The following is a 24004-nucleotide window of genomic DNA, read 5'->3' as shown; positions in this document are numbered from 1 at the left end:
GCGAGATGGTGGGCAGAGAATAGGTTAGTAAGGCTAACGCCCTGCCATAAAGGCTTTAGATAATATTTCTTTTAGTCCCCGTCTTGCTTTATAATAGCCTGTCAACTCAATAAGGACAATCCTATGGCTAACTATGTAGAAACTATTATCTATTTTCAAGGTGAAACCGAGAATATTCAAAGAATGCTGGGTGACCTAGACCCACACGGTTTTGGCACTTTTAGAATCGACAAAATTAACCCTATGCCTGATGAGCTGGTCAAGTTTGATGGTTTTGATTTGGGAGTCTCAATCGTGCAAGAAAACATTTTCGCAGCTTTGATGGTTTGTTCTGATAACAGTTTAACCATTGGCAATGAGGAGAACGCAACCATTTGCAGTGAGGACAGTTCGCCCATCGACTACTTACAAAAATATGGATTAGAGGAATTGTCAGAATTAGGCATCACCCCACAAACCACCATTGGTGAAGCCAAAAAGCAAATTAGAGCCGTGCCTAAGTTCGCTGAACATGTTGCACTTTTTGACAAATACGGTGCTTGCAATTATCTTGCATGGGCATCAAAAAACCTTGGTACATCAAGCTGGGATGCTAAGTTTGAAATTAGCAAAGTTAACCAAAATTGCATTTGCATTAATGGCGCCACACAGTGGTCTAGCCCTGAGATTGTCATTAAACAAATGGCAAAACGCTACGATGTGCAAGCTCATGGCTGTGCTGTCGAGGAAACATTGCAGTTTATTGGGGATATTGAAACCGTAGATGGCGAAGTCAAATTCACTTATTATGAGGACGAAGCTGATGTTGTCGCTGTTTTGAAAAAACATGGCATCGCTGAAAAATACAAGGCCTACTTTGATTGATGTTGTGTTGTTGGTTGATGCTCCACTACGGTGGGGCATTTTTTTCATATTCGCAATTTCGCAATGGTTTTTGTGGCTCGCCTGCACTATGCCAACAATGGACTGTGACGGCTAACGCCTTATCTTAAAGGGCTTAAGATAACAAACACTTTCTGTTCGCTTTTGCTGTTTATAATAACCCCATCAACCACAACAACAAAGGTGATTATTATGGCAAAATACATTAGTATTGAACAAAGCGAAAAACGCTTGCAAGATTTGGCGGATTTGTTCGTTGGCGGCGTGTCGGTTTTAGTTCTTGTTTTTTTGGTAGGCTTGCACTATTACGAAAAACAAACCGCCGAAAAATCAAAGGCTGAATTTTCTACTTGGTTGGCTCAACATGAAGCCAAAAAAGAATTAGCCCAGCTTAAAATCAATGAGCAAAACGAACAAATCAAGGTGGCAAACTATGAAAACTAATATCAAAAAATGGCTTATCATTGGCGGTGCTGGTGTACTGTCATTGGCGAACCTTACAGGCGGTTTATTGGCTTACGGATTTTATGGCGTGGCTCAAGAACAAAAACAGCAAATCAAGTTTATGCGGTTAATCAATGAGCAAACAAACGCCCAGCTAGAACAAGGGCAAGATGAACTAAACCGCATTAAACAAGTGATTGAACATGGCATCACAACCGAAAAACTGATTTTTAAGCAGCAACCACAGCCGCAACCACAACAGCCAACACAGATTGAAATTTAGGGGGTTAAAATGATTGTTTGGAATAAGACAGCGGCGATGGTTTGGGAAGCGTCAGTTAATGAGCGAAGTTTTACCATTCTACCTATTAATGATGTAACTTACTTATTTATCGACGCCAACAGCGATAAAGAGCAAATCAAAACCTTTAAGGATTGCCCCAGTGCTATCCGATTTGTTGAAGCTCTAGCCAGTTTTGACAAGCACCAGCAACAAGACTAAATTAGATTTAAAAAAGCCCTGCCGATTGGTGGGGCTTTTTGTTGTGGGGTGCAGGCGTGGGCTTGTGGGTGGCAAACAAACTGATAAGGCTAACGCCTTGTTAAAGGTTGGGGGTAATGTTTGTTTTCTTATTTTTCTCCGCTCTATAATAACCCCATCAAGTCAATCAACCCAGCCACAACACGAGGATTTTGCTATGGCTAACTGGATAGATGTGCAAGTTACTGTTACAGCACCAAAAACGAACATTAAGAACTTTATTGCATCATTGGGCGACAAGCAAGAAAATGGGCATAAGTTTTTCAATCTTAGCGATATTATCCCAATGCCAAGCGATATTCAAGCCACAGAGGGCATGGAATTTCCAACCGCCATTCATGCCATTTTAAGCAGTAAAGACGATAACCGCCCTGTTGAAATGCTGGGCTTGTCTGCTAAACGCTTGCAAGAGCTGAAAAAAGCGGGCATCAGTGGTTACACGACTACCCACCAAGCCAAACAACGCTTGCAAAATAGTAATGATGAAACCATCAAATATTTTGTGGATTTATTTAATAAGTATGGTGCGGTGCATATTGAAGATTGGGGGTTTGAGCATTGGGGAACTCTTGTTGATGTGCCGATTTACTATCAAGAAAACGAGTTGGACAATGGCGAAATTTCAGTGGCTTTGGGTGCGGACACGGCATACACACCGCCAACCGCCCTGTTGCTACACCTTGCCAACAAGTTTGGTTTAGCGATGAATGGCTGTGCGGTTGATGATGGTGCAGATTATGGCGTCAGAATTGAGACTGTAGATGGCGAAGTTTGCTTTACTTATTATGACTGTTTGAGCCAGTGGAATGAGTTGAAAAAACTACTGGTAGAATATGACATTTACGAAAACTACTTTGAGGACTGATGTTGTGTTGTTGGTTGATGCCCTACCTACTACGGTGGGGCATTTTTTTCCACGCCTGTGGCGGCATGGGAAACAGATTAATAAGGCTAACGCCTTATCGTAAAGGGCTATTGCGGATTGTTTTCTTGCGTGTTTGGTTTCCGTCCTATAATAGCCACATCAACCAAACAACACAGGAACTCAAATCATGAATATCCAAACAATCAAAGCCCAAGCCCTAGCCAATTTTAACCAAGTGGCAATCAATAGCCAAACCGCTCAAAAATTACACCAAACCCGCAGCCGTAACAGTGCTTACGATTTGTTGGGCTTTGACCCAGTGAGCTTGTCAGCGGTTTATATCACCGAGCGTGGCGATGCCAGTTCTGTTTTGATGTACTCACGCAAGACCATCAAAAACCCGCAAATTCACACAGTGCGTGGCGATAATAGCAAGCTGTTGCAAATTGCCAATGATTTTATCAATAAGCACAAAGAACTTGCCACTGCTAAAAAAGCAGCCAAAACCTCCGCCCCATCAGCAGATGCAATGTTTAAAATTGGGGATGTTTTTGCCTACTTTTACGGTTACGAATGCACCAAATGGGACTTTTTCCAAGTTGTTGGCTTTAGTGGCAAGCAAACAATTCAATTGCGTGAAATTCATGCAAAATTGATTAAGCAAGAACGCCACGGCGATTATATCGCCCCCGCTGTAAACGATTTTAAAAGTGATAAAATCATCAGCAAAAAAGCCCAAAAATTGGAATTTGGCAACCGCTCGCATGTTTACCTTAAGATGGATAACCATTTTGCCAGAGTGGTAGATGCAAACGATACTTTTTTAGAAACACCCTACTAAGAACCGCCAAACCCAAGCCCCACCAAGTGTGGGGCTTTTTTTCACGCCTGCGATGGTGCAGTAGGGTGCAGTAGATAGATTAATAAGGCTAACGCCTTATCGCAAAGGTTAAAGGAGCTGTTTGCTTTGTTTTCTGTTCCTGTTGTTACAATAACCCCATCAACCACAACATAGGTAAATTGCTATGAAAACCAAACAAACTGTTCTATTCTCTTTTGAATGCTCACTCTATCACTCTACTGATTTGATGGATATTGAATGTCAAGCTTTCGAGAACAACGCCAGTGGCTACAGTGCTAATCTGATTTTTTGCAACCGCCGTGGCGTCGATTATCTTGTTTTGTTTGAAAACGAACAACAAAAAAGTGAACCTTATTTCAAAAAATCGCATTTGCAAAAAATGCGAAAAGAGCCCCAACTAGACCTTGATTTCCTAACAATTCCTTGCTATAATTAGCCATTATAGTTAAGAAAAGAGCAAACATGAACCACTATCGCCCTCATCAATTCGCTAAGATTATTGGCGTTTCTGTCTCAACCTTACGCCGTTGGGATAATGAGGGTGTTTTACCTGCCAAACGCACAGGTTTTAATCAGCGTTATTATACTGATGATGATATTGCCTTGGTGCGTCAAAGAAATGGCGTTGTCCCTGAAGATAAAAAGATTGTGGTTTATTGTCGTGTGTCTTCAAAAGCCCAAAAAGACGACTTAGCCTCCCAATTGTCTGCCATGCAACAGTTTTGTTTGGCTCGTGGCATTGCCGTTGATGAATGGCATGAAGAGATTGGCGGTGGCTTAAACTTTAAACGCAAGGTCTTTTTATCCTTGATGTATCGCATTATTGATGGTGAGATTAAACAACTGTATGTAGCCCATAAAGACAGACTGGCTCGTTTTGGTTTTGATTTTTTTGAAGAGATGGCACAAAGACAAGGTTGTCAAATCATTGTTGCCAATCAAGAACAGTTATCTCCCCAACAAGAAATGGTTGAAGACATGCTAGCCATTGTTCACAGCTTTAGCTCAAGACTGTATGGCTTAAGAAAATACAAAAGCAAAATCAAAAATCTGATTGAAGATAAACCATGACCCAAATCACCACCCACACCATCTATTCTCTGCCTTTGAGCCAAGCAAAACTGGCTCAAATTCAGCAGTTATGTGCGTTGTTGGGTGCTTTACGCGCCAGTATTTGGCATGAGTTTGGCTCAAAACCTAAAAAGCTTAATCACAGACAAATCCGTGATAACTGGCTGGCTTGTCAAGACGAGCGAATTAAAGGCATTCCTGCCAGATTATGGAAAGCCACGCTACAAGATGTGATTGGTGATATTAATGCCAGAAATGAGGCTTGTAAGACATTACTGGTTAAAAAACTGTATCAAACACTGGGTGTAGAATCTGCCAAATCTTTGCTTAAACAATACCCGTTTGACAAACAAGCTTATCTTGACCACCCCTTATTACACAGATTGGTCAGAAAGCTAATGCCACGTGGCAGAACCAAAGTCAATAACCAAATTGTGGTTGATACAGGTTGCTATCGTTATTTTGAGCATAACGGCAGAAGTTATCTTGCCTTACAAGGTTTAGTCAAAGGCAAACGCATTGTTATTCCCCTAAATTGCCTGCACCCAACAGCGATTGACAGCACCATTCGTTTAATCTTGGTTCGACAAAAAGGTAAAGCGGTGCTAAAAGTTTGTTTATGCAAACAGGTAGCAAGCAAACAAGATGAGTTTGTGAGTGCAAATAAACCCAATCAGATTATCGGTATAGACAAAGGATACAGCGAAGTTTTTACCGACAGTAACGGCAATCGCTATGGTGAGAATTTGGGCGAGTTGTTATCTGCCCACTCTGACAAATTAAAACCCAAGTATCAAAGACGCAATAAGCTTAGAGCTTTAGCGGAAAAATACGAAATCAGCAATCCTGCCAAATCCCAACGCATTAAAGACAACAATTTGGGCAGACAAAAACTTGATGCTCAAAAACAAAGACATCAACAACAGGTGCAAACAGTGGTTTATACTGCTTGTCATCAGTTGGCAGGGCAAAGCAATGTTATTGTGGCAGAAGATTTGTCCGCACCCATCAAATCAAAAAATTATGGTAAAAACCAAAACAGAAGATTGTCTGCTTGGGTAAAAGGTACAATCCAAGCAGCATTACAAAAGACATCTCAGCAGTACGGTGTACTGCTTAGTTTGGTCAATGCCGCCTACACTTCGCAAGGTGATAGCCAAAACAATGGTCTGTTAACAGGCAAGCGTGTTGGTGATCGCTTTTACCGTGAAAACGGGGAAGTGTTGGATGCAGACACAAACGCAGCAAAGAACATCTTAGCAAGACATTATGACGATGAGATTAAGTTGTGGCATAGCAAATATAAAGTGAAAGCCATCTTGCAAGATAGACTTCGCCAATCGGTTGAGACTGTCCAACCCGTGCTCCAGTTGCACCAGTCAACGGAGCGTGAATTACTAAACAACTGCTCATTGGTTAACAATAGGTAGGGAATTTGGAACAGGAATTGTGGGGGCTTTGTCGGTTTTACGGGGGTTGGTATCCACACGACGCCGACGCCTACACAAAAGCACAGCTTATCGATGACTTGCTAACAGTGGATTTTGAACAGCATTACACTACTGTTTACAAAGAAAATGACTGGTGCGAGTTGGAATACGATTATACTGTGCGTGGCTATTGTCAAGGCGATGCTATTCAGGTTAAGGATTTATCTACGCATAAAGTTTGGGATAAGCAAAGCTTACAAAATCTGTTTTTTGATGTACCTTTGACTGGTTCGGTAACAGTTTACAAAGACAATCAAGCGATTGCAGATATTTATTTTGATGAGTTTTTAGACCCATATTGCTATTGGGACGCTGATGAAAAAGCCAAGCTGATTGAAAAAATTGGCAACAGTTGCCAAGGCGAGGAATATCAAAGCCCACTGATTGCGTTTTTGGAACAAGCATTGACAACTGATTGTGTGGATGTGGCCGCCTAATTTGAAATAAGCCAACCAATCCTCCGCTAAGTGCGGGGGATTTTTTTTGGAGATTGGGGAGGCGTGAACAGATTAGTAAGGCTAACGCCTTATCATAAGGATTAAAGGTAGTATGTGATTCCGTCGTTTCTCTTTACCCTATAATAACCCCATCAACCAACACAGGAGATTTACCATGAACAACAATATTCCACCACTGTTTCAACATGCCTATCAGCTTGTCCCAGTCGCCAAAGCATGGATTGCCGAAAAAGGAAGATGCGTTGATTACTTCTTGGCTCAAGCGTTCTTTGAAGTTGATAAGATGGAACAAAAGAATATTGTCAATTATGACGATAAGAACAATTTAGAAATTGTTCTAACAACTAAAGTGCTAGATAAGTTAAATGTAGATTGGTTCCACGACTTTGGCGAATTTTTGAGCCCAAGATTGATGGATTTGCACAACTACGATGAATGGAATAACCAAAACAATCTAAGAATTGCCGCTAGAAATGCATTGTTTGATATGGTAACTGATTTTGTTACCACTGATGATGATATTGATGATTTTGAAAACAGCGAATTGCGAGATTTTAGTGGCTGTTACCAAAATCAACGCTTTGAAAATATTTTTCAGTTACATGATTTGGTTTGTTCTTAATTAGTAACCAACAAGTCAATGCACAAGCTGCGGTTTGTGCATTGACTGGCAAAATCGATAATTTATTTTTCAATCAATAAGGAGTTTTTATGTGCTTAGTAAAACAGCAACAAATTGAAATGGCAGTTGAGTTGGCAGACAAAATTTTGCCTCTGCCCCACTTACGCCACGATACTGAAAAAAATGTGGTGCGTTATGGTTTTGTTGAAAATGGCGAAAAATACGAGTTCGATTTGAACAATTTCACCACCACCATCAATCTGTTAAAAACCATTGTTAAAACCAATCCCGAAGTGGCCGATGTTCGGGTGCTTTTGACCTATCGAGTTGCCGACAACCAACGCTCAACCATCAGCGTCAATGGTAAAACTAAAACAATCAAGCGAGAATTGGCAGATTTTTTGTACCAGCAAATCATGCAAGCAAAAACCTTGGAAATGCTGTCTTATAGCTTGCACAAGCAAGATGTTGATATAGCGTTTCGGTTTATTTGAAAAAGGAGCGGATTGTGAACGGTGTTAAAGCAGCGTCGATTATTGGCTTGTTGCTTACGACGATCTTTTGTTTTTACTTAGCAACAGTAATGAATTGGCATGCAGATGTGGCATGCCGAGTGATAAAGGGCATGCTAAAGCTTTTAGGCTTGGTGACTTTCATAATAGCAAGCGTTGTGACGTACTCCCCTTGCTAAACTGCGGGGCTTCCTACAACTAGCGTATCACGTCCGATACGGAGAATGTTCTTGGCTGCATTGACATCTCTGTCATGCGTGGTGTTACAAGCACCACAAGTCCATTCTCTTATTCCTAAACCTATTCTACCTTTCGGACTACTGGACATATCGCCACAGCACGAACAGGTTTGGGTTGTAAATTGTTCATTAACTTCTGTAAAAAGACAGCCTGCATGCTTGCACTTATATTCCAACTGTTTTTTGAGTTCAAACCAGCTTGCGTCATAGACAGACTTAGCCAGTTTGGTTGAAGTGAATGCGGTGGACTTTAGTTTGCCAATCACAATCAAAGCATGGTCTTTGATTAATTTGCTGGTGAATTGATGAATGGCATTAAGTCTTGAATTTTTGATTTTGGCATGAATGTTTTTAACTTGCTTTTTCTTATTGGCTCGTTGAGCTTTGGCAAGTTTTTGGGCATATTTGGCAGTGAACTTCATGCTAAGTTTATCACCATTGCTGGCAGTGACGCTGTCTTTTAAGCCCAAATCCAAGCCAACAGATTGTGTGCCACAGTTTGTTTTGGGATAGTTTTTCACGGTAACGCAGGCATACCAATGCCCACGACTGTCTTGTACAATTTCACAAGTGTTGATGTCGTATTGTGACAAGTTGTATTGGTCAAAGACAGTGATAATAAGTTTTTCACCACCGCCAAGTGATAATTGTAATTTTGATTTTAGTGCGGTTTTGTTTGTTTGATAGGTTTCAATAAGCTTAATGGCAGAATGTTTAAATGGAATCCAACCTAAGGATTTTGTTTTTGCAGTTTTGTTATTTGTTCGCCATTTTAATTTGGCTTTTTTAAATTGCTTACGGTTTTTGGCATGCGTTTCATTAATGGCTTGAATGGTTTGAGAATGCAAACCAAGTAATGCACCACTACCTGTGGTATATTCGTTTAAGTCATAGGCAGATAAAAATTTACCTTTGCGTTGCAGATAGTTATAACTCAACTCATTCACATAATTCCACACAAAATTCACCGAACTTGAGAGCTTTGCAAGTTGGTGTTTGTGTTTATCGTAAATGCGTAACTTGAGTGTTTTCATGGGTTATGGTATGATATTTATAGCTTAATTATACATTGGTCTAATTATATGTCAAGTCAAAAACCCGAAATAAGACGAGGCCGTCATGTGGTTTACAATCTTCATGTGCATTTGGTCTTTGTTACCAAATACAGAAGAAAAGTCTTTACCAAAGAAATTTTAGATGACATGCAAAGTATCTTTGAGCGGGTTTGCTTTGAATTTGACAGCACTTTGGTTGAATTTGATGGTGAAGAAGACCATGTACATTTGCTTGTACATTATCCACCAAAGGTGAGCATATCCAAATTGGTAAACAGCCTTAAGGGAGTGTCCAGTCGCAAACTCAGGCAAAAGCAATATGCAAATATTACCAAAAATCTTTGGGGCGATGCCCTGTGGTCCCCAAGTTATTTTGCAGGCAGTTGTGGCGGTGCGCCAATTGAAATCATTCGACAATATATTGAACAGCAAAACACACCACAGTAGTAAAAGCCACCTTATATCCACCACCTGAAGTTGGTGGTTTTACGGTGGCGGGGATAATCATTAAGTAAACAGCAGCCTGCATTCAAAGAATGCAGGCTACTACAACCAACAACTGGTAAGGTGATTACCAGCGACTTTATTATAGTGGATTTTTAGTGCTAAGACAAGGCATAGCCATATCATAAGTTTGAATAAACATTGTCCCTTTTGCCAACAGTAATGACAATGATAACAATTTCATCGTCAAAAACTTGGTAAAGTAAGCGATAGCCATCACTTCTCAACTTGATTTTGTAAAGGTCTTTACTACCACTACCTCTGAGCTTGTTTTTGGCTATCCTTGGGTTTTCCAAGACGTTCGCCAACTTTTTGCGGAATTTGTCTTTAATGTCTGGACCAAGTTTATCAAATTCTTTTTTGGCGCTTTCTTTAAATTCCAACTTATAAGTCATTTAAATCTACTCTTATTGTTGGTTCGTTTTTACGCTCTTCTGCGATTTGTGCAAGTTCGTAATCTTCAATAAGATCAAGCATTTTTTCATACAGTGCCGCTGGGACACAGTAAAAAGCTGGCTCATTTCGGTTTAGCACGGCAACGGCTTGACCGTCAGCAGTATTTAAAGCGTCCATTGGGCTTTTTTTGAAATCGCTAATACTGGAAATATATCGGCTATGGATAACACTCAACATGTACACTCCTTACTTTTGATTTATGGTGCTATTAATAGTACCATTAAAAGTACTATTTGGCAACCATTTAATGTACAAAACAGCACCCCGATAACAAAGACGACCAAGCACGGCTAACGCCCTGTTAATAAGGGGCTAAAGATAGTAATTGGTTTTGTGTTTTCTGCTGCGGTCTATAATACCCCTATCCACTTAACCACTACAATGTGTGTGAGTAACCAAGTCAAAACACCACATATTGTACTTTTGCTTAATATCGTTTATGATATTATCAATAAATAGTAAACAAGGGGGTAGAAATGACAACCTTAGCCCAAAACCAAGACTTACTAAGCCAAATCGCTGAGCTTGCCAAAGCCTGCTTGCAAGACAAACAAGATGATATGGACACCCTGCAAGGCTCTTACAAGCAAAAGAAATGGGCTGTTGAAATTCGCCAGCGTTACTTAAAAGCGGTGGGCATTATGGCTGCCGATAAAAAACGCAAAGCCTATGAGTTGCCACTTGCCAAACAAGCCAGCTTTTGGATTGAGCTGCGAGATTGTACGCCTAAGCAAATCAGTGCTGTGCTTGATGGCAAAATAACTTTTGAATCGCTACTAAACAACCAGTAAACCGCAACCAACAAGGTGAAACCTATGAACTTAATCGACATTATCAAACAAAAGAACCCAAATTTTGAGCAGTTCACGCCTGCCGTGCAAGATAAAATCCATGCGATTGTCAAAGCCTATGAACAAGCTGGCAAGAATGGCTACCGACAATTGCCATCAGCTTGGTGGCCTTGCGATAAAGACCAACTCAATATTGAAATCATCGGTGATGATGTTGTTCTTGGTGTTGGTTTGGGTGGTGATGAGCCACGCCATTTACTAGGGCTTTATGACTATGGCGTTGATTATTTGCACCATTTGCCATTTGCCAATAAATTGGGCAACCTGCCAGAATATGCCAAGGATTTTATCAGTTGTGCGGTACAAGATGGCGAGCTGTTGCCATACAATCAAATCCCAGCTTATAATAGCCGTGATTTTGATGTTTTGTTTTACTATCTAAACTATGGCATTTCAGATTACTTGATGGAGCCTGCCAGTCCACAAGCTGATATTGACTTGATGTACCGTGCCAAAGAATTGATTTGGCAAGTTTATATTAACTGGAACATGCCACAAATCGTAGCTTTGTTTAGAAATAAAAAGTTTGCCTATGCTTTTGACCAATACGATTTTGTAGATAGTGCTGAGTTTAGCGATTTATTCAATGTTGCTTTTCAAAACATGGACGAGCCAAAAGAGTCAGGCGTTGCCGACTTAGATTATGATTTAGATGATGACGACTGCCTAAAGTTGGTAGAAATCATCGAACAAAAGTTGCCTGATTATTCTTACTGGCTGGATGCATTCGACACAACCAACGAGGACAAAACAGTGAGCGGATACCCCCACCACGCCTGCCAACTTGTACCAATTGCCAAAGTATGGATCGCCGAAAAAGGACGCTGTGCCTATTACTTCTTGGGTGAGGCGTTTTTTGAAGTTGACAAAATAGCACAAAACACCTCTATCAATGGCATTGATAAAATAAATTTGGAAATTGTTTTGGCTGCTAAAATACTAGAAAAGTTAAATATAGAGTGGACCTATGGTTTCGGCAAAGCCATTAAACCGTTACTGGTAGATTTATACCGATATGATGAATGGAAAAATGAGATTAACTTAAAAATAACCACTCGCAATGCACTGTTCAACATGATAACTGGTTTTGTGGTTGTCGATGATGATATTAATGAATTTGAGAATGAGATTTGGCGGTCTTTCAGTGGTTGCTACCAAAATCAACGCTTTGAAAATATTTTTCAGTTGCATGATTTGGTTTGTGCTTGATTGTCTGTCTGAGTGCAACGATAGCCCACCGAAATGGTGGGCTTTTGCTGTGGCTGGTTTGCGGTTTTGGTGGTTTGCAATCGTTTGCAAACCGTAACTGTTAGCTCATAGGCTTGTTTGAGTTTTTGAGTTTTGGCATTGATTTGGTCTTGCTCACCCTGTGGTAGGCGTGCCATATACTCGTTAAGGGTTGTTAGTTTTTTCATGGTCTAGGCTTTCCAAAAGGTCTTGTGGTTAATGCATCTAATTATAACAATATAAGTAATATTCTGACAACCTGTCATAGCTTTGCGGCGGTGGTTGATAGATTAATAAGGCTAACGCCTGATTGCAAAGGCTTTGGGTGATAATTTGTCTCTTTGCTTCTTCTTTTCCTATAATAAACCCATCAACCTAACCAACCAACACGAGGATTTAACTATGCCACACTATGTAGAAACCATTGTTTATTTTCAAGGTTCAAATGAAAACATTCAAAGAATGCTGGACGATTTAGACCCACAAAAAACAGGCAAATTTACGCTGGATAAAGTGATTGCTATGCCTGCTGAGTTGTTAGACGTTGATAGTTCTATGGTAGGATATGTTGTTGATGGTTTGCTATCTAGCACCGATGACGATTTAACCATTGAAAGTGATGACAACAACCTGCATGCAGGCGAGAAAACAAAGCTATACAAATTAGGCATCACCCCACAAACCACCATTGGTGAAGCCAAAAAGCAAATTAGAGAAATACCAGAGCTTGCTGAATACATTGCACTTTTTGACAAATATGGTGCTTGTGATTGGTACGAGTGGGCGATTAGAAATGTTGGCACAAAATCTTTCAATGCTGAATTTTGTATCAGTCAAGTTGAAGAGTGCGTTTGCATCACTGGTGATACTGCTTGGTCTGTTCCTGAACCAATAATCAAAGAACTGGTAAAACGCTATGATTTGCCAGTCCACGGCTGTGCTATCGAACAGTGCCAGTTGTATGTATCGGATATTGACACAATCGACGGCGAAGTCTATTTCATTTACTATGAAAACGAAGCTGATATGCAAACTGTCTTAGAAAACCACGGCATGGGCGATTATTTCTATGATGATGAGTTGGCTGATTAATATTATAACAGGCAAAGTGATTACTGAGATTGATGGTGATGATAATGAATTGTTCTAACAAAACTGAACTTATCGGCAAATTGGCAGGCATTATTGAAGATTTAGCAGATGAAATCTCATCTGCTAAAACTGAAAAATTCAATGCCGAGTTTTTTGGTGATGATAAGTTGTTCTTGCAATATTATTATTACTTAGAGGGCTTGCAATTTGTTGAAAGCCGATTGCAAGATTTGGTAGATGAGATGGAGAATGGCGATGAGTGCTGATAAAAGGTACAATGAAGACCTGGTAATATTTTTAGCTCCGCTTGTGGCTTTCGCTTTCTTAGTTATTCTCGCGTTTTCGTCGCTACTGTGGGTGTCGGCAGACAGGCAGTTCCCAATAGTGGGCGATAAAAGTCAAAAAATCCAAAAAATGCTTGACGATTTTCGCGTAGAAAGATATGAATATTCAACCGCCTGCAATCCCGATACTTGGGCAAATCAAGAGTATAGGGAATATGGGGATCTTTTCAAAGGAACCACAGGCATTACACCTTTGTGGTGGTGGGTTTCAAATGACAGTATAGGTGTCCACCCTGACCTAGAAGCTCAGTGCAATGAGTCACTAGAAAAGATGAAAACCACCTACAAAGAAATGCTAGACACCAACGGCGTTGATGTTGGCATTACTTATGGCAACTTACTTCGATTGCAGCGAATCCATGATGAAGAACGCCAAAAAGTGCTTGCAGTGATTGATCAAATTCGTGATACGATTGATGAACAATATAAGAATAGTCAAAGTAAAGGATTAAATGTTTCTCTTGATGATTGACTTGTGATGGTTGGAAAAAGCCGATGGTATGGTTAAGCTGTCGGCTTTTTTATGGTTTGGATTTGGACTGCTGTGGTGGGCGAAGAATAGATATGTAAGGCTAACGCCCTATTGATAAAGACTTAAGACAATAGCTGGTTTCGTCTTCCTATTGTGTCTTACAATACCTACATCAACCAAACAACATAGGAAACAAACCATGTTAAACCAAGCACAAACCACGCCAAACCTTGTAGCCATCGCCAACACACTAGGCATTCCTACCACACCGCAACAAGTAGATTTGGTAGCTATCGCCCAAATGTCTAACCGTGAAATGTTGGATTTTCTTGAAGTAAAATGCAATGGCTCATTTTGGCATCATGTGAGCATTAGAACCCAATATTACGATTTGTTGGATTTGCTGTATGAGCTAGAACAAAAATGGGCGGATATGAGCTATTACAACAAACATTTAGCCATCACCCAAGAATTAATTTGCCGCTTTGAACTTGGCGATGATGAATAATCATCGCTAAACCACCAATTAACCACAAGGAATAAACCATGAATCTTGAGCATTACAAAAAACTGTTGCCAACAATCAAAGAATGGATAAATGAATATGCACAAATGCCATTTTTTCTGGCATCGGCGGCTATTGATGTGGCGAAAATCCAAAGCGATAATGATATTTTGCAATGTGTTCTATCTTTAAAAATCGCTCTACTGGATAAAATCCTTACCAAGCTAGATGAAAACTACTTTTTGCGGTTAGGTTCGGAACTCAAACCAATTCTTGATAATCTTTACTACTATGATGAATGGGTAAATGACCAGAATTTGAACACCGCTGTTCAAAATGCCCATTTGGCTGTTTTGCGCAGTTATGTGAATTTAGATGATGATGTTGTTTTTGAAAATGAGCATGATTTGGCAATCAAAGGCGAATATCAAGGAAAACGCTTTACAGACTTGCCACAGTTGCATGATTTGGTTTTTGGCGATATTGAGTTAGATAATTGATATTGTGTTGTTGGTTGATGCCCCACCGTAATAGATGGGGCATTTTTTATGACTTGGTTGCAGGCGTGGCGGTGGGCTTGGTAGATAGATATGTAAGGCTAACGCCTTGTCATAAGGGATATGGGCAATGCTTTGTTGTGTGTTGGTTCTCTGCCCTATAATAAACCCATCAACCACAACCATTCACAAGGTGAATTTTATGCTTATCCGCACTGTTAAATTGAAAAACATGGTCAAAGCCGCCAACACCGAAAATGTAAATTTGGAATATAAGGTGACAGGTATCAAACGAAATGACCGGCAAATTGGTTGTAGTGGCTTTGTTATTAATAAAGATAATGGCCGCATTTGTTATGTCAATACAGACCCAAATTGGAATGATGAGCCAGTGAGATGCTTAGTCAGACGAGCACCTAATAGCACAAGCTACAGTAACCACGAAATCAACAATTTTGTTAAACCTGAAAATACTGGCAAGGCGGTAATCGCACTAATAACTGGCGACTACGACAGAACCATTTATGATGATGGTGTAAGCCGTCTTGACGGACCTGTTTGGGTTTATTAAATAACAAAAAGTGGCTTGCACTCAAAGAATGCAAGCCACTACAACCAACTGACAAAGGTGATTGCCAGCAGCGTTATTATAGAGAATTTTTGGCGGCAGAGCAAGACCACCACGGCTAACGCCTTATCATAAGGGCTATTGCGGATTGTTGGTTTGGTGTCTGTTTCTTACCTTATACTAATCCCATCAATCAACAACACGAGGAATTTATCATGGGTTCTCCAACGCAAATGGTCATCAGCTTTACAGGCATCAACACAGACGGCGAAAAAGCCCATCAGTTGTTTTACAGCTACCATCATTGGGGGCATGGCAAAGTTATGCCAAGCAATGTTATGCAAATTGTCCATACATATGTTTACGGTAGCCCATTTTGGCAATGCCAAAGCGGCGACCAGCAAAATTTGCCCTTTGCCGAGCAATACAAATATCGCATTGATGAGTTAAACATCCCATCTTGCATTTTGGCTGGCGATTTGCCCCATCACAGTCTAAAAGAAAGGAATATCGCAACCGATAAAGAATTAGACTTGCAAACTTTGGTGGATATTTTCAACACCTATGGCAACGATGATGGTTATTGTTTTATGCAGATTGTGGAAAACGACAAACAACGAGAAATCGGCATCGCCTTTGTTCGCAATGAGTATCAGATTAAAAACAATCCGCCACAGATTAATTTTTGTAGCGTGGAAAAATACCTACAAGCCAACGCCGCCGATTTGCCAGATGGCTATATTGAAATGTTCACCAGCTTTTTAAAAATTTATGGCATTGATGACATTTCGGACAAGTTGAACCAAACGCAAAAAATCGATACAGATTTTGGCTTTAGTGGCGAATAAACCCAAACCCAACCCATGCCATGCTTGCCAACTGGCGGCATGGCTTAATCAAAATAAGGATTAAATATGAAACGCATTGTTGAAGTCAAAACCCAAGAAGTAATTACTAGTAGCTTTTTCGTAGAAGTTCCAATTGACGCAAGCGATAGCGACATTGAACAACTGATTTGGCAAGCAGCAGATGACGGTGTTATCAGCTTTGGCGATGGTAGAATTGAACAAACAATTGATGTAAACGCAACCGATGTTAGCTTTGCCGATTATGCAATTAATAATGGCGAAATGGTGAGGCTGCAATTTTAAACGGCAATTTACCCAACCAAGCCAACCTATTATAGTTGGCTTTTTGTTGCCACGCCTGCAGGCGGACGATGAGCAGAGAATAGACCAATAAGGCTAACGCCCTACCACAAGGGATACTGCGGTTTATTGTTTTGTATTCTCCCGTTCATCATATAATAACCCCATCAAGTTAATCAACGCAACACAAGGAAATCATTATGAGCCTTTTTATCAACAAAGAACATTTGTTCACTTGCAACAACCAAAGCAATGCTAATGTTAGCGTTAAAGTCTGTGATAAAGATAACGAGCTTTTAATCACTTTTAACACTGATAATGAAAACGATGTCAAAGCCGTGTATCTACTGCAGTTTGACGATGCTGACGATGACAGCGGTAATGTAGAAATCTTTATCAACGGCATGGACGAGCAGTTACTAAAAGACATTGTAACGCCGTTAAAATCTATCAATCCAGAGATTGAATTTTTAAACGATGACGGCAAGGCGTTTTTTAACCAAGACAACACGCCAAAACTGCTAGAAAACGCCAATTTTTCTGATTTGCTCAATGCAATGGAAAAACTGGGATATTTTGCGGTGAGTGCGTGGAATGTGGATGACATTGCTTGTAGCTTGTCTATCATCTATGATTTAGATATTGCTGATGATATTGAACTGGTTGCCGAGAGATTGCAAGGCATACACGATTTGGCGGAGTTTGTGGAGTTTGTACAATCAAAGCTAGACCGCTGGTTTTATAAAAGTGATATTTGCTATGACCGTGATAGTTTTACCGAACATTTAGAAATGGCGATTTCGCATTATGAACAAGAGTTCAACACCACAATTAGCGTCATTGAATAGTAAACCAAGCCCTGCCAAGTGTGGGGCTTTTTTTCGCCCTGCCCTGCTTGGCAGGCAAGATGGGCAGAGAATAGACATGTAAGGCTAACGCCTTATCATAAGGGTTCAAGGTAGTATGTGATTTGTTGTTCTGTTTTCTTCCTATAATAACCACATCAACCAACCAACACAAGGATTTTATTATGGCTACTATCAACCACCAAAAAAGCAATGTGTTTTTTATTAGCATTCCGTGCTCATGGGCTCGCAAGCACCTTGAGAAAGGCGGAGCTATTCTAGAATTTAGCAAAAACCACTTTAAAACAAAACTTACAGAATTTATCGCCACCACAGGTGAAAGTCCTTGTGTGCTAACCTATGACATATGGGAAAAAGAATTTACATTGGCTGATTATTTTCAACCTGAACATGAAACAATTCTTTGTAGTGCTGTTGATGAGTTTATCGCTTGCATTTCTAAAATCCGTGAAAATCAAGCCTAAATTATAAAACTATGGAGAGCAAACCATGACCAAGCAAATCCCAACCCAACTGGCAAATACCAACGCCGATATGCTGATTAACCTAGTAGCCAACCTACTGGAACTGGACAAGCAAGAAGCCATTAATACTATTTTTGATGGTATTTTTGAAGATGAAGTTTGCACGCCTGCTCGGTTTTATGCTGAAATTTGCGAATGCTTGCGGTGCTGTTTTATTGAGTACTTCCGCTTTGCCGAGTCTGAATGGAAATGGGAAGTCTTTGCTGATGAGTACAAATGTAAGCTGACCTATGGCGGGCAAGTGGTAGATTTGGCAAAGTTGAATATTGAAGAAATCAGCTTTTTGATTGGTGAATGATTGTGAGATATAAAATAAAGCCCTGCCGATTGGTGGGGTTTTTTCGTGTTTGTTTGGCGGTGTTGGTGCAGGCGTGATGGCGGAGAATGGACTAGTAAGGCTAACGCCCTATCATAAGGGCTTTTGAGAACGGTTAATTTTTGTGACCTGTTGTTGTTCTATAATAAACCCATCGCAACAAGCGATATATCAACCAACAGGAGCTAAAAAATGAGCAATCAAGTTCAAACCACCAAGGCTACCAAAGCCACCACACCAACCCAAGGCAAGCAAGTCAAACCTTTACCAAAAGATTTGCGTGATATTGAAAAAGCCATGCCAAATCATTTTCAAATCTGTATTGTTCGCTAAGTAAAAATAGCACAATATGTGGTAAACCTGATATAAATACACCATATATTGTGCTTTTTAACCAAAATTGTATTTATATTAATAGCCCATCAATCAACCAAACAACACGAGAATTTTATTATGGCTGACTATGTAAAAACCATTGTTTATTTTCAAGGTTCAAATGAAAACATTCAAAGAATGCTCAATGACCTAAACCCACAAAAGACAGGCTTTTTCACGCTTGACAAGGCAATTCCCATGCCTGCTGAGCTGCGTGACAGAGGTTTGGGTATGACCAATGCTGTGGTTGTTAAGCTACTATCTAGCACCGATGACGATTTAACCATTGAAAGCACTAAGAATAGACTGAACTTCTATCAGAAACAAAAATTGTATGATTTGGGCATTGACCCACAAACCACCATTGGCGATGCTAAAAAGCAAATTAGAGAAATCCCAGAACTTGCTGAACATGTTGCACTTTTTGATAAATACGGTGCTTGCGATTGGTACGAATGGGCGAAACAGAATATCGGTACGGAGTCTTTTGATGCTAAGTTCAGCATTAGCACCGATGGTAAAGAAAAAGATTGCATTTGTATCAAAGGAGAAACTAAATATAAGGTTCCTGAACCGCTGATTAAAGAGCTGGCAAAACGCTACGATGTGCAAGCTGATGGTTATACTATCGATGACCCTTTCTTCCATGTTGGACGCATTAGAACCATTGATAATGAAGTCAAGTTCGCCTATTATCACGATGTCCGAGCTAAAAAAGATATTTTGAAAGAGTATGGCGTCGCTGAAAAATACAGTGCCTACTTTGATTAATGTTGTGTTGTTGGTTGATGCCCTACCTACTACGGTGGGGCATTTTTATGATACGTCTGCTGTGGCGTGGAAAACAGATTAGTAAGGCTAACGCCTTATGGTAAAGGCGTTAGATGATGTTGTGTTCTTGTTCTCTCCTTTTTTTTTATAATGTCCTTATCAACCAACCAACACAGGAACTCAAACCATGAACATTCAAGCCATCAAAGCCCAAGCAAATGCCACTTTTGAACAAGCGGCACAACAAAATGCCAATATCGCCAAATTGCATGCCACTCGCAAAGTCTGGGGCTTGGGTATGGAACTTATCGGCTTTGACCCATTGAGCAAATCTGCCGCTTTTATCAGCCAAAGAGAAGCAGGCAACCGCCTTTATCTGTTCAGCAACAAGACCACCAAAAACCCAGTTACTTTTTGGGACGATGATATTAGCAAATTATTAAAAATGGCTGACCAGTTTATCACCGAAAAAACCCGAGTAGCCCAAGCCAAAAAAGACGCCAAAGACAACGCCCCAGCCGTTAGCGATGTTTTCAATATTGGCGATGTACTGTTTTACACATGGGGCTGGGATTGCACCCGAGCGACATTCTTTCAAGTCGTGGGCTTTAGTGGTAAAAAAGGCATTTTACTGCGTGAAATTCATTCAAAATTGGTTAGCGAAAATTATTACACTCGTGAAGTCGCTCCATTTATCGATGACTTCAAAGATGAAACGGTAATTAAAAAACAAGTCAAATCTCTAGAATGTGGCAAATCCGCCGCTTATGTGGGCATTGATGGCTATCTTGCCAAGGCATTCATAGATAATAAAACAATCACCGAAACAGCTTACTAAAAGCCGCCAAGCCCTGCCGATTGGTAGGGCTTGGAAAAATTAGACTTTTGTTTGAACAGGTGCTATTATGAATATCAATGACATCGATTTGAATGAACTCAACCAGCAACAGTTAGAAAAGGTGAAATTTATGCTAAATTTATATAAACTACAAGAAGATATTACTAGATCCCAAGAAATCACCGCCCAAACTCGCGCTACGGTTGAGCAAATGAAAATTCAGAATGAAAAACACTTGGCTGAGATTGAGCAGATGCGAATCCAAAATAACAAACTTTTGGCTGAAATAAACAAAACCACAAAAGAAACCAAGTGGTTTCCATGGTTGCAACTTATTATCGCCTTGGCAACAAGTTCTGTGATAGGTGGTATAATTGGTTCTTTGGCAACTCGGTTTTTCCCATAGTAACAGACAGAACAAAACTGGCTTTAAAATCCACTCTTATGGGTGGATTTTTGTTTGTGGCTCGCCTGCAGGGTTGAGCTTAGAAAATAGATTAGTAAGGCTAACGCCCTGTCGTAAAGGCTTTAGATGATATGTTTTTTGTTGTTTGTTTTCTTGTCTATAATATCCCTATCAAGTTAATCAATCAACAAGAGAGGTTAAAAATGGGACAACGCACACAAATGGTAGTTTGCTTTACTGGTGTCAACCAAGACGGTGAAAAAGCCCAACAAGTCTATTTTTCGCACCACCAATGGGGCTTTGCCAAAGTCATGCCAATAAACATCATGCAAATTTGTAATAACCTTATCTACAGTGATAAACATTATGGGGCGGCATTTAGACCATCGGCAAGTTACACAGAAAAAGCAACATTTCAACAACGCTATCAAGAGCGACTTGATGAATTGAATATTGAGAGTTGTTTTTTAGGTTCAATGCCAGCAGGCGATAATTACGAAAAATACATCGTTACTATGAATGGTGAATTGAACATGCAAAAACTGGCGGAGATGTTCAAGCAAGCAGATAATGATGATGGTTATTGCTTTGTGCAGATTGTGGATAATGGGCGTGAGTTTGAAGTCGGTTTTGCCTTTGTTCACGGCTACCAAGATGTAAAAATTAACCAAGCCAGCGGCAAAGCTAAAATTAACTTTTGCAGTGCTAAGGAATATGTATTGAAATATGAGAATAGTTACGGTGTCAGCGAATTTATGCCGATTTTTGAGCAATATTGTGAACTGTTTGAGATTGTGGATATTTCCGAGCAACTGAACGCCACGCAGACGATTACAAATGAATTTGGGTTTACCAAAGCCAAAGGATAAACCGCCTAAGCCTCGAATGAAAACAAAAAGCCTTGCCGATTGGTGGGGCTTTTTGCTTGGGTTGGTGGTGGGGATTGGCAGGTGGGCAGAGAATAGGTTAGTAAGGCTAACGCCCTATCAAGGCTTGTAGGTAAAAGTTTGTGGTTTTGTTTTCTTTGTGCTATTCTTTGCGGATAACGTGTATAAAAAATCGCAAATTTTATACATGACAGTTTGAACGTGTATAAAAAATCGCAAATTTTGTACACGACTTTACGCCCAATGTTTACAGTCATAAGCTGATCAACAACCTGTTTAAATAGCTCGTCCAAGCCCTGCCAAGTGTGGGGCTTTTTCGTGGGGGTGCAGGCAAAGAATAGACATGTAAGGCTAACGCCCTATCATAAGGGCTTTGGGTAATGTTTGGTTGTTGTTCGCTTTCTTGTTGCATAATGTTCTCATCAAGTTAAGCACCAACACAAGGAACTTTAACCATGCCACACATCATCAACGCCCTAAAAATGCTAGATGACACCAACATTCATGCTGTGCTTGAAGCTTCAGCCAGCTTGGTTAGCAAAAACAAGCAAGAAATGATTGAATTTGTCGCTGAGGGCTTGCAAGACCAAGCCGTAACGCCAACCAGTTATTACAATGAAGCTTGTTGGGTCTTAGAACAATGTCTAATTACCTATCTTCACAGTCCAAACCATAGCAAATGGCATTTTGAATACAGTGATTTTGACTGTCAATTAGCCGTTAATGGCGAGCTTGTGGATATTGCCACCATTAACCCAGAGACCGCCAAAGAACTAAGAAAACAAATGCAAATGCTAAAATTTAAAGTTCATGATTGGGTTTTTTGTCCTGATATTGGAAAAAGCTATTATAGCTTAGAAGATAGCGGCGATGAGAATTACCCACTGGCAATCTTTGAGACCGATGCAAACCACAACAAAATTTCACTGCTTGCACGCTTTACCGAAGATGGCAAAAGCCAAGCTAGCGATGTTTTGCCAAAGATATTTTTTGCCACCGAAGAAAATTGGGCGAAGTTGCAAAACCTTTATGGGGCGTGGTTCGTCAAGCCTTATGGTCCGCCAAGATGTCCATTTTGAAAATTAACCACCAACCAATAGGAATTTGCCATGAGCCATACAAACAAAGAAAATGAATTGTTAGACACTGTGAACCTGTCGGGTTTTACCAATTCAATAGCCAAGATTGCTGTTAATGTGTTCACCGCTCCCAAGCCATTCAATATCAGCAAGCAAGATATGCAACATGTGCAAGCTGTTTATCACGTTTACCATGCTCAAAATGAAGCAGTAAAAAATGGCAAGGCGACTACAACGCGCATTCCAAGCAAGCTATTTCAACGATATATCAAAAATAGCAAAGAGCCAATAAAATGGTCTTATGATTTGGACACTATCAAAAAGTATTGGGGTTTTTGGGTGGCGTGTTTGCCCGTTGAGACCCAACGCCGACTAGGTCTAGCAGTTAAGCAGATTGACCATGTTTATTTTTGCTTTGACAACAAAGAATCAAAAAGGGACAGTTTTGCTTCGGCTTTGATTTGCATAATGAATGAATTGTTTTTAAAGTGGTGCAACCCATCTATGGCTTAAGCAAAGCATGGTTAAACCACCAAGCCAACTGTAACAAGTTGGCTTTTTTACGCCATGCCTGTAGGCGAGATTTTGGATTTTGCGTGTGATGAATGGACATGTAAGGCTAACGCCCTATCATAAAGGGTTATTGCGGATTGTTGGTTTGGTGTTTTGTCTTTGCCCTATAATAAACCCATCAAGTTAATCAACGCAACAACACAGGAAAATGTACCATGACCACCAGCCGCCTTGAAATCCTACAAAATTCACTGGCTAAAAAACAAGCCATCTTGGATAGCAAAATTAGCAACCATTTTGACGATGTCCGCCAAGCCAATGGGCAACCACTCAATGACAAACGAAATGGACAAAGCACCATGAACCGCTGGGATAGACAATCAAGCTCAATCAGAAGCCAGCTAGACAGCATTGAGCGTACTCAACAAGCCATTGAGCGTGAACAGGATAAAATTGCCAACTGCGAAGCGGTCAAGCAAGAATTACCACAAATCATTTTGGACTTGTTGGCTGATGGCAAAATCACCCAATGGCGTAAATATCCTAACCGCTTTTTTGTGGTAGGTGTGCAAAAAGCCCGCTTGGTGGTGGATATGAAAACCAAAAAAGTCAGCCACTCACATTTGAACCAAGTAACCGACAAAGCACAGTTTGATATTTTCAAAGAGCTATACAACCATATCAACAAAGTGAACAACTAACAAAATATCTTAAAAAATCCCTG

39 protein-coding genes are annotated in these 24004 nt (G+C 40.2%); 35 read left to right on the top strand and 4 right to left on the bottom strand.

From position 1 onward, the window contains the following. Nucleotides 1–123: 123 nt before the first annotated feature. The 12 genes from ACFBZI_RS11790 (at nucleotide 124) to ACFBZI_RS11735 (ending at nucleotide 7729) form a co-directional block, all read left to right on the top strand. Complete coding sequence (locus ACFBZI_RS11790) at nucleotides 124–864, top strand: DUF1281 family ferredoxin-like fold protein (RefSeq protein WP_375716383.1); 741 nt, start codon at nucleotides 124–126, stop codon at nucleotides 862–864. A 210-nt stretch (nucleotides 865–1074) separates the two neighbouring features. After that, on the top strand, nucleotides 1075–1326 hold the full coding sequence (locus ACFBZI_RS11785) for a hypothetical protein (protein WP_375716382.1): 252 nt from the start codon (nucleotides 1075–1077) through the stop codon (nucleotides 1324–1326). After that, a complete protein-coding gene (locus ACFBZI_RS11780) occupies nucleotides 1316–1609 on the top strand; it encodes a hypothetical protein (RefSeq protein WP_375716381.1) in 294 nt (97 codons plus the stop codon). The genes ACFBZI_RS11785 and ACFBZI_RS11780 overlap by 11 nt, the downstream gene beginning before the upstream one ends. A gap of 9 nt (nucleotides 1610–1618) precedes the next feature. Next, on the top strand, nucleotides 1619–1828 hold the full coding sequence (locus ACFBZI_RS11775; protein ID WP_375716380.1) for a hypothetical protein: 210 nt from the start codon (nucleotides 1619–1621) through the stop codon (nucleotides 1826–1828). A 196-nt stretch (nucleotides 1829–2024) separates the two neighbouring features. Then, nucleotides 2025–2732: a hypothetical protein gene (locus tag ACFBZI_RS11770; protein WP_375716379.1), complete on the top strand. Its 708-nt coding sequence runs from the start codon at nucleotides 2025–2027 to the stop codon at nucleotides 2730–2732. A gap of 187 nt (nucleotides 2733–2919) precedes the next feature. Continuing rightward, nucleotides 2920–3573, top strand: a complete 654-nt coding sequence (locus tag ACFBZI_RS11765) for a hypothetical protein (protein WP_375716378.1) — start codon at nucleotides 2920–2922, stop codon at nucleotides 3571–3573. 184 nt (nucleotides 3574–3757) lie between these two features. After that, nucleotides 3758–4030, top strand: coding sequence for a hypothetical protein (locus tag ACFBZI_RS11760; protein ID WP_375716377.1), 273 nt, complete (start codon nucleotides 3758–3760; stop codon nucleotides 4028–4030). A gap of 26 nt (nucleotides 4031–4056) precedes the next feature. Then, nucleotides 4057–4665, top strand: coding sequence for an IS607 family transposase (locus ACFBZI_RS11755; RefSeq protein WP_375716376.1), 609 nt, complete (start codon nucleotides 4057–4059; stop codon nucleotides 4663–4665). Next, nucleotides 4662–6095, top strand: a complete 1434-nt coding sequence (locus tag ACFBZI_RS11750; protein WP_375716375.1) for a zinc ribbon domain-containing protein — start codon at nucleotides 4662–4664, stop codon at nucleotides 6093–6095. The genes ACFBZI_RS11755 and ACFBZI_RS11750 overlap by 4 nt, the downstream gene beginning before the upstream one ends. 5 nt (nucleotides 6096–6100) lie before the next feature. Beyond that, nucleotides 6101–6592: a hypothetical protein gene (locus ACFBZI_RS11745; protein ID WP_375716374.1), complete on the top strand. Its 492-nt coding sequence runs from the start codon at nucleotides 6101–6103 to the stop codon at nucleotides 6590–6592. Nucleotides 6593–6767: 175 nt separating this feature from the next. Then, the gene (locus ACFBZI_RS11740) at nucleotides 6768–7235 is read left to right on the top strand and encodes a hypothetical protein (protein WP_375716373.1); all 468 of its coding nucleotides are present in this window, start codon (nucleotides 6768–6770) and stop codon (nucleotides 7233–7235) included. A gap of 89 nt (nucleotides 7236–7324) precedes the next feature. After that, complete coding sequence (locus ACFBZI_RS11735; protein WP_375716372.1) at nucleotides 7325–7729, top strand: hypothetical protein; 405 nt, start codon at nucleotides 7325–7327, stop codon at nucleotides 7727–7729. A 193-nt stretch (nucleotides 7730–7922) separates the two neighbouring features. Here ACFBZI_RS11735 and ACFBZI_RS11730 read toward each other — a convergent pair whose 3' ends face one another. Further along, on the bottom strand, nucleotides 7923–9020 hold the full coding sequence (locus ACFBZI_RS11730) for an RNA-guided endonuclease InsQ/TnpB family protein (RefSeq protein WP_375716371.1): 1098 nt from the start codon (nucleotides 9018–9020) through the stop codon (nucleotides 7923–7925). A 48-nt stretch (nucleotides 9021–9068) separates the two neighbouring features. On the opposite strand from ACFBZI_RS11730, the gene tnpA reads away from it, so the two are divergent. Beyond that, nucleotides 9069–9488: an IS200/IS605 family transposase gene (tnpA, locus tag ACFBZI_RS11725; protein WP_375716370.1), complete on the top strand. Its 420-nt coding sequence runs from the start codon at nucleotides 9069–9071 to the stop codon at nucleotides 9486–9488. A gap of 179 nt (nucleotides 9489–9667) precedes the next feature. Here tnpA and ACFBZI_RS11720 read toward each other — a convergent pair whose 3' ends face one another. Together ACFBZI_RS11720 and ACFBZI_RS11715 are read right to left on the bottom strand one after the other, a co-directional pair. Beyond that, nucleotides 9668–9940, bottom strand: coding sequence for a type II toxin-antitoxin system RelE family toxin (locus tag ACFBZI_RS11720; RefSeq protein ID WP_375716369.1), 273 nt, complete (start codon nucleotides 9938–9940; stop codon nucleotides 9668–9670). Further along, complete coding sequence (locus ACFBZI_RS11715) at nucleotides 9930–10178, bottom strand: plasmid stabilization protein (RefSeq protein ID WP_375716368.1); 249 nt, start codon at nucleotides 10176–10178, stop codon at nucleotides 9930–9932. The genes ACFBZI_RS11720 and ACFBZI_RS11715 overlap by 11 nt, the downstream gene beginning before the upstream one ends. Nucleotides 10179–10477: 299 nt before the next feature. Here ACFBZI_RS11715 and ACFBZI_RS11710 point away from each other — a divergent pair, with 299 nt between their 5' ends. Beyond that, on the top strand, nucleotides 10478–10792 hold the full coding sequence (locus tag ACFBZI_RS11710) for a hypothetical protein (protein WP_375716367.1): 315 nt from the start codon (nucleotides 10478–10480) through the stop codon (nucleotides 10790–10792). 24 nt (nucleotides 10793–10816) lie between these two features. Continuing rightward, on the top strand, nucleotides 10817–12061 hold the full coding sequence (locus ACFBZI_RS11705) for a hypothetical protein (RefSeq protein ID WP_375716366.1): 1245 nt from the start codon (nucleotides 10817–10819) through the stop codon (nucleotides 12059–12061). Here ACFBZI_RS11705 and ACFBZI_RS11700 read toward each other — a convergent pair. Next, nucleotides 12034–12267: a hypothetical protein gene (locus ACFBZI_RS11700; protein ID WP_375716365.1), complete on the bottom strand. Its 234-nt coding sequence runs from the start codon at nucleotides 12265–12267 to the stop codon at nucleotides 12034–12036. The genes ACFBZI_RS11705 and ACFBZI_RS11700 overlap by 28 nt on opposite strands. Before the next feature lie 214 nt (nucleotides 12268–12481). Between ACFBZI_RS11700 and ACFBZI_RS11695 the strand changes: the two genes are divergently transcribed. The 20 genes from ACFBZI_RS11695 to ACFBZI_RS11600 all read left to right on the top strand — a co-directional run bounded on the left by ACFBZI_RS11695 (nucleotide 12482) and on the right by ACFBZI_RS11600 (nucleotide 23981). Beyond that, the gene (locus ACFBZI_RS11695; protein ID WP_375716364.1) at nucleotides 12482–13171 is read left to right on the top strand and encodes a hypothetical protein; all 690 of its coding nucleotides are present in this window, start codon (nucleotides 12482–12484) and stop codon (nucleotides 13169–13171) included. Nucleotides 13172–13215: 44 nt separating this feature from the next. Then, entirely contained in the window at nucleotides 13216–13437 is a 222-nt protein-coding gene (locus ACFBZI_RS11690) for a hypothetical protein (RefSeq protein ID WP_375716363.1), read from the top strand. Continuing rightward, nucleotides 13427–13987, top strand: coding sequence for a hypothetical protein (locus ACFBZI_RS11685; protein WP_375716362.1), 561 nt, complete (start codon nucleotides 13427–13429; stop codon nucleotides 13985–13987). Before ACFBZI_RS11690 ends, ACFBZI_RS11685 begins: the two co-directional genes overlap by 11 nt. Nucleotides 13988–14186: 199 nt before the next feature. Continuing rightward, entirely contained in the window at nucleotides 14187–14495 is a 309-nt protein-coding gene (locus tag ACFBZI_RS11680; protein ID WP_375716361.1) for a hypothetical protein, read from the top strand. 38 nt (nucleotides 14496–14533) lie between these two features. Continuing rightward, nucleotides 14534–14992, top strand: a complete 459-nt coding sequence (locus ACFBZI_RS11675; protein WP_375716360.1) for a hypothetical protein — start codon at nucleotides 14534–14536, stop codon at nucleotides 14990–14992. Between the two features lie 199 nt (nucleotides 14993–15191). Next, complete coding sequence (locus ACFBZI_RS11670; protein WP_375716359.1) at nucleotides 15192–15560, top strand: hypothetical protein; 369 nt, start codon at nucleotides 15192–15194, stop codon at nucleotides 15558–15560. After that, complete coding sequence (locus tag ACFBZI_RS11665; protein ID WP_375716358.1) at nucleotides 15548–15679, top strand: hypothetical protein; 132 nt, start codon at nucleotides 15548–15550, stop codon at nucleotides 15677–15679. The genes ACFBZI_RS11670 and ACFBZI_RS11665 overlap by 13 nt, the downstream gene beginning before the upstream one ends. Nucleotides 15680–15772: 93 nt before the next feature. Continuing rightward, nucleotides 15773–16405 (top strand): hypothetical protein, encoded by a 633-nt coding sequence (locus ACFBZI_RS11660; protein ID WP_375716357.1) that lies wholly within the window; start codon nucleotides 15773–15775, stop codon nucleotides 16403–16405. A gap of 66 nt (nucleotides 16406–16471) precedes the next feature. Beyond that, nucleotides 16472–16708, top strand: coding sequence for a hypothetical protein (locus tag ACFBZI_RS11655; RefSeq protein ID WP_375716542.1), 237 nt, complete (start codon nucleotides 16472–16474; stop codon nucleotides 16706–16708). 197 nt (nucleotides 16709–16905) lie between these two features. Continuing rightward, a complete protein-coding gene (locus tag ACFBZI_RS11650; RefSeq protein WP_375716541.1) occupies nucleotides 16906–17553 on the top strand; it encodes a hypothetical protein in 648 nt (215 codons plus the stop codon). A gap of 182 nt (nucleotides 17554–17735) precedes the next feature. After that, nucleotides 17736–18035 (top strand): hypothetical protein, encoded by a 300-nt coding sequence (locus ACFBZI_RS11645; protein ID WP_375716540.1) that lies wholly within the window; start codon nucleotides 17736–17738, stop codon nucleotides 18033–18035. Nucleotides 18036–18060: 25 nt separating this feature from the next. After that, a complete protein-coding gene (locus ACFBZI_RS11640) occupies nucleotides 18061–18393 on the top strand; it encodes a hypothetical protein (RefSeq protein ID WP_375716539.1) in 333 nt (110 codons plus the stop codon). A 210-nt stretch (nucleotides 18394–18603) separates the two neighbouring features. Next, nucleotides 18604–18744 (top strand): hypothetical protein, encoded by a 141-nt coding sequence (locus ACFBZI_RS11635; protein ID WP_375716538.1) that lies wholly within the window; start codon nucleotides 18604–18606, stop codon nucleotides 18742–18744. A gap of 120 nt (nucleotides 18745–18864) precedes the next feature. Then, entirely contained in the window at nucleotides 18865–19557 is a 693-nt protein-coding gene (locus ACFBZI_RS11630; protein WP_375716537.1) for a hypothetical protein, read from the top strand. Between the two features lie 187 nt (nucleotides 19558–19744). Next, entirely contained in the window at nucleotides 19745–20395 is a 651-nt protein-coding gene (locus ACFBZI_RS11625; RefSeq protein ID WP_375716536.1) for a hypothetical protein, read from the top strand. A gap of 67 nt (nucleotides 20396–20462) precedes the next feature. Beyond that, nucleotides 20463–20801: a hypothetical protein gene (locus tag ACFBZI_RS11620; RefSeq protein ID WP_375716535.1), complete on the top strand. Its 339-nt coding sequence runs from the start codon at nucleotides 20463–20465 to the stop codon at nucleotides 20799–20801. Between the two features lie 203 nt (nucleotides 20802–21004). Continuing rightward, entirely contained in the window at nucleotides 21005–21670 is a 666-nt protein-coding gene (locus tag ACFBZI_RS11615) for a hypothetical protein (protein ID WP_375716534.1), read from the top strand. 473 nt (nucleotides 21671–22143) lie between these two features. Beyond that, nucleotides 22144–22767, top strand: coding sequence for a hypothetical protein (locus ACFBZI_RS11610; RefSeq protein ID WP_375716533.1), 624 nt, complete (start codon nucleotides 22144–22146; stop codon nucleotides 22765–22767). A gap of 30 nt (nucleotides 22768–22797) precedes the next feature. Continuing rightward, nucleotides 22798–23280: a hypothetical protein gene (locus ACFBZI_RS11605; protein WP_375716532.1), complete on the top strand. Its 483-nt coding sequence runs from the start codon at nucleotides 22798–22800 to the stop codon at nucleotides 23278–23280. A gap of 215 nt (nucleotides 23281–23495) precedes the next feature. Then, nucleotides 23496–23981, top strand: coding sequence for a hypothetical protein (locus ACFBZI_RS11600; protein ID WP_375716531.1), 486 nt, complete (start codon nucleotides 23496–23498; stop codon nucleotides 23979–23981). The last annotated feature ends 23 nt before the right edge of the window (nucleotides 23982–24004 follow it).

It is taken from the genome of Moraxella marmotae (genome assembly GCF_042219885.1).
Lineage (GTDB): Bacteria > Pseudomonadota > Gammaproteobacteria > Pseudomonadales > Moraxellaceae > Moraxella > Moraxella marmotae.
Note: the sequence above shows the minus strand (reverse complement) of the source record. Positions and strands in the feature narration are given on the sequence as shown.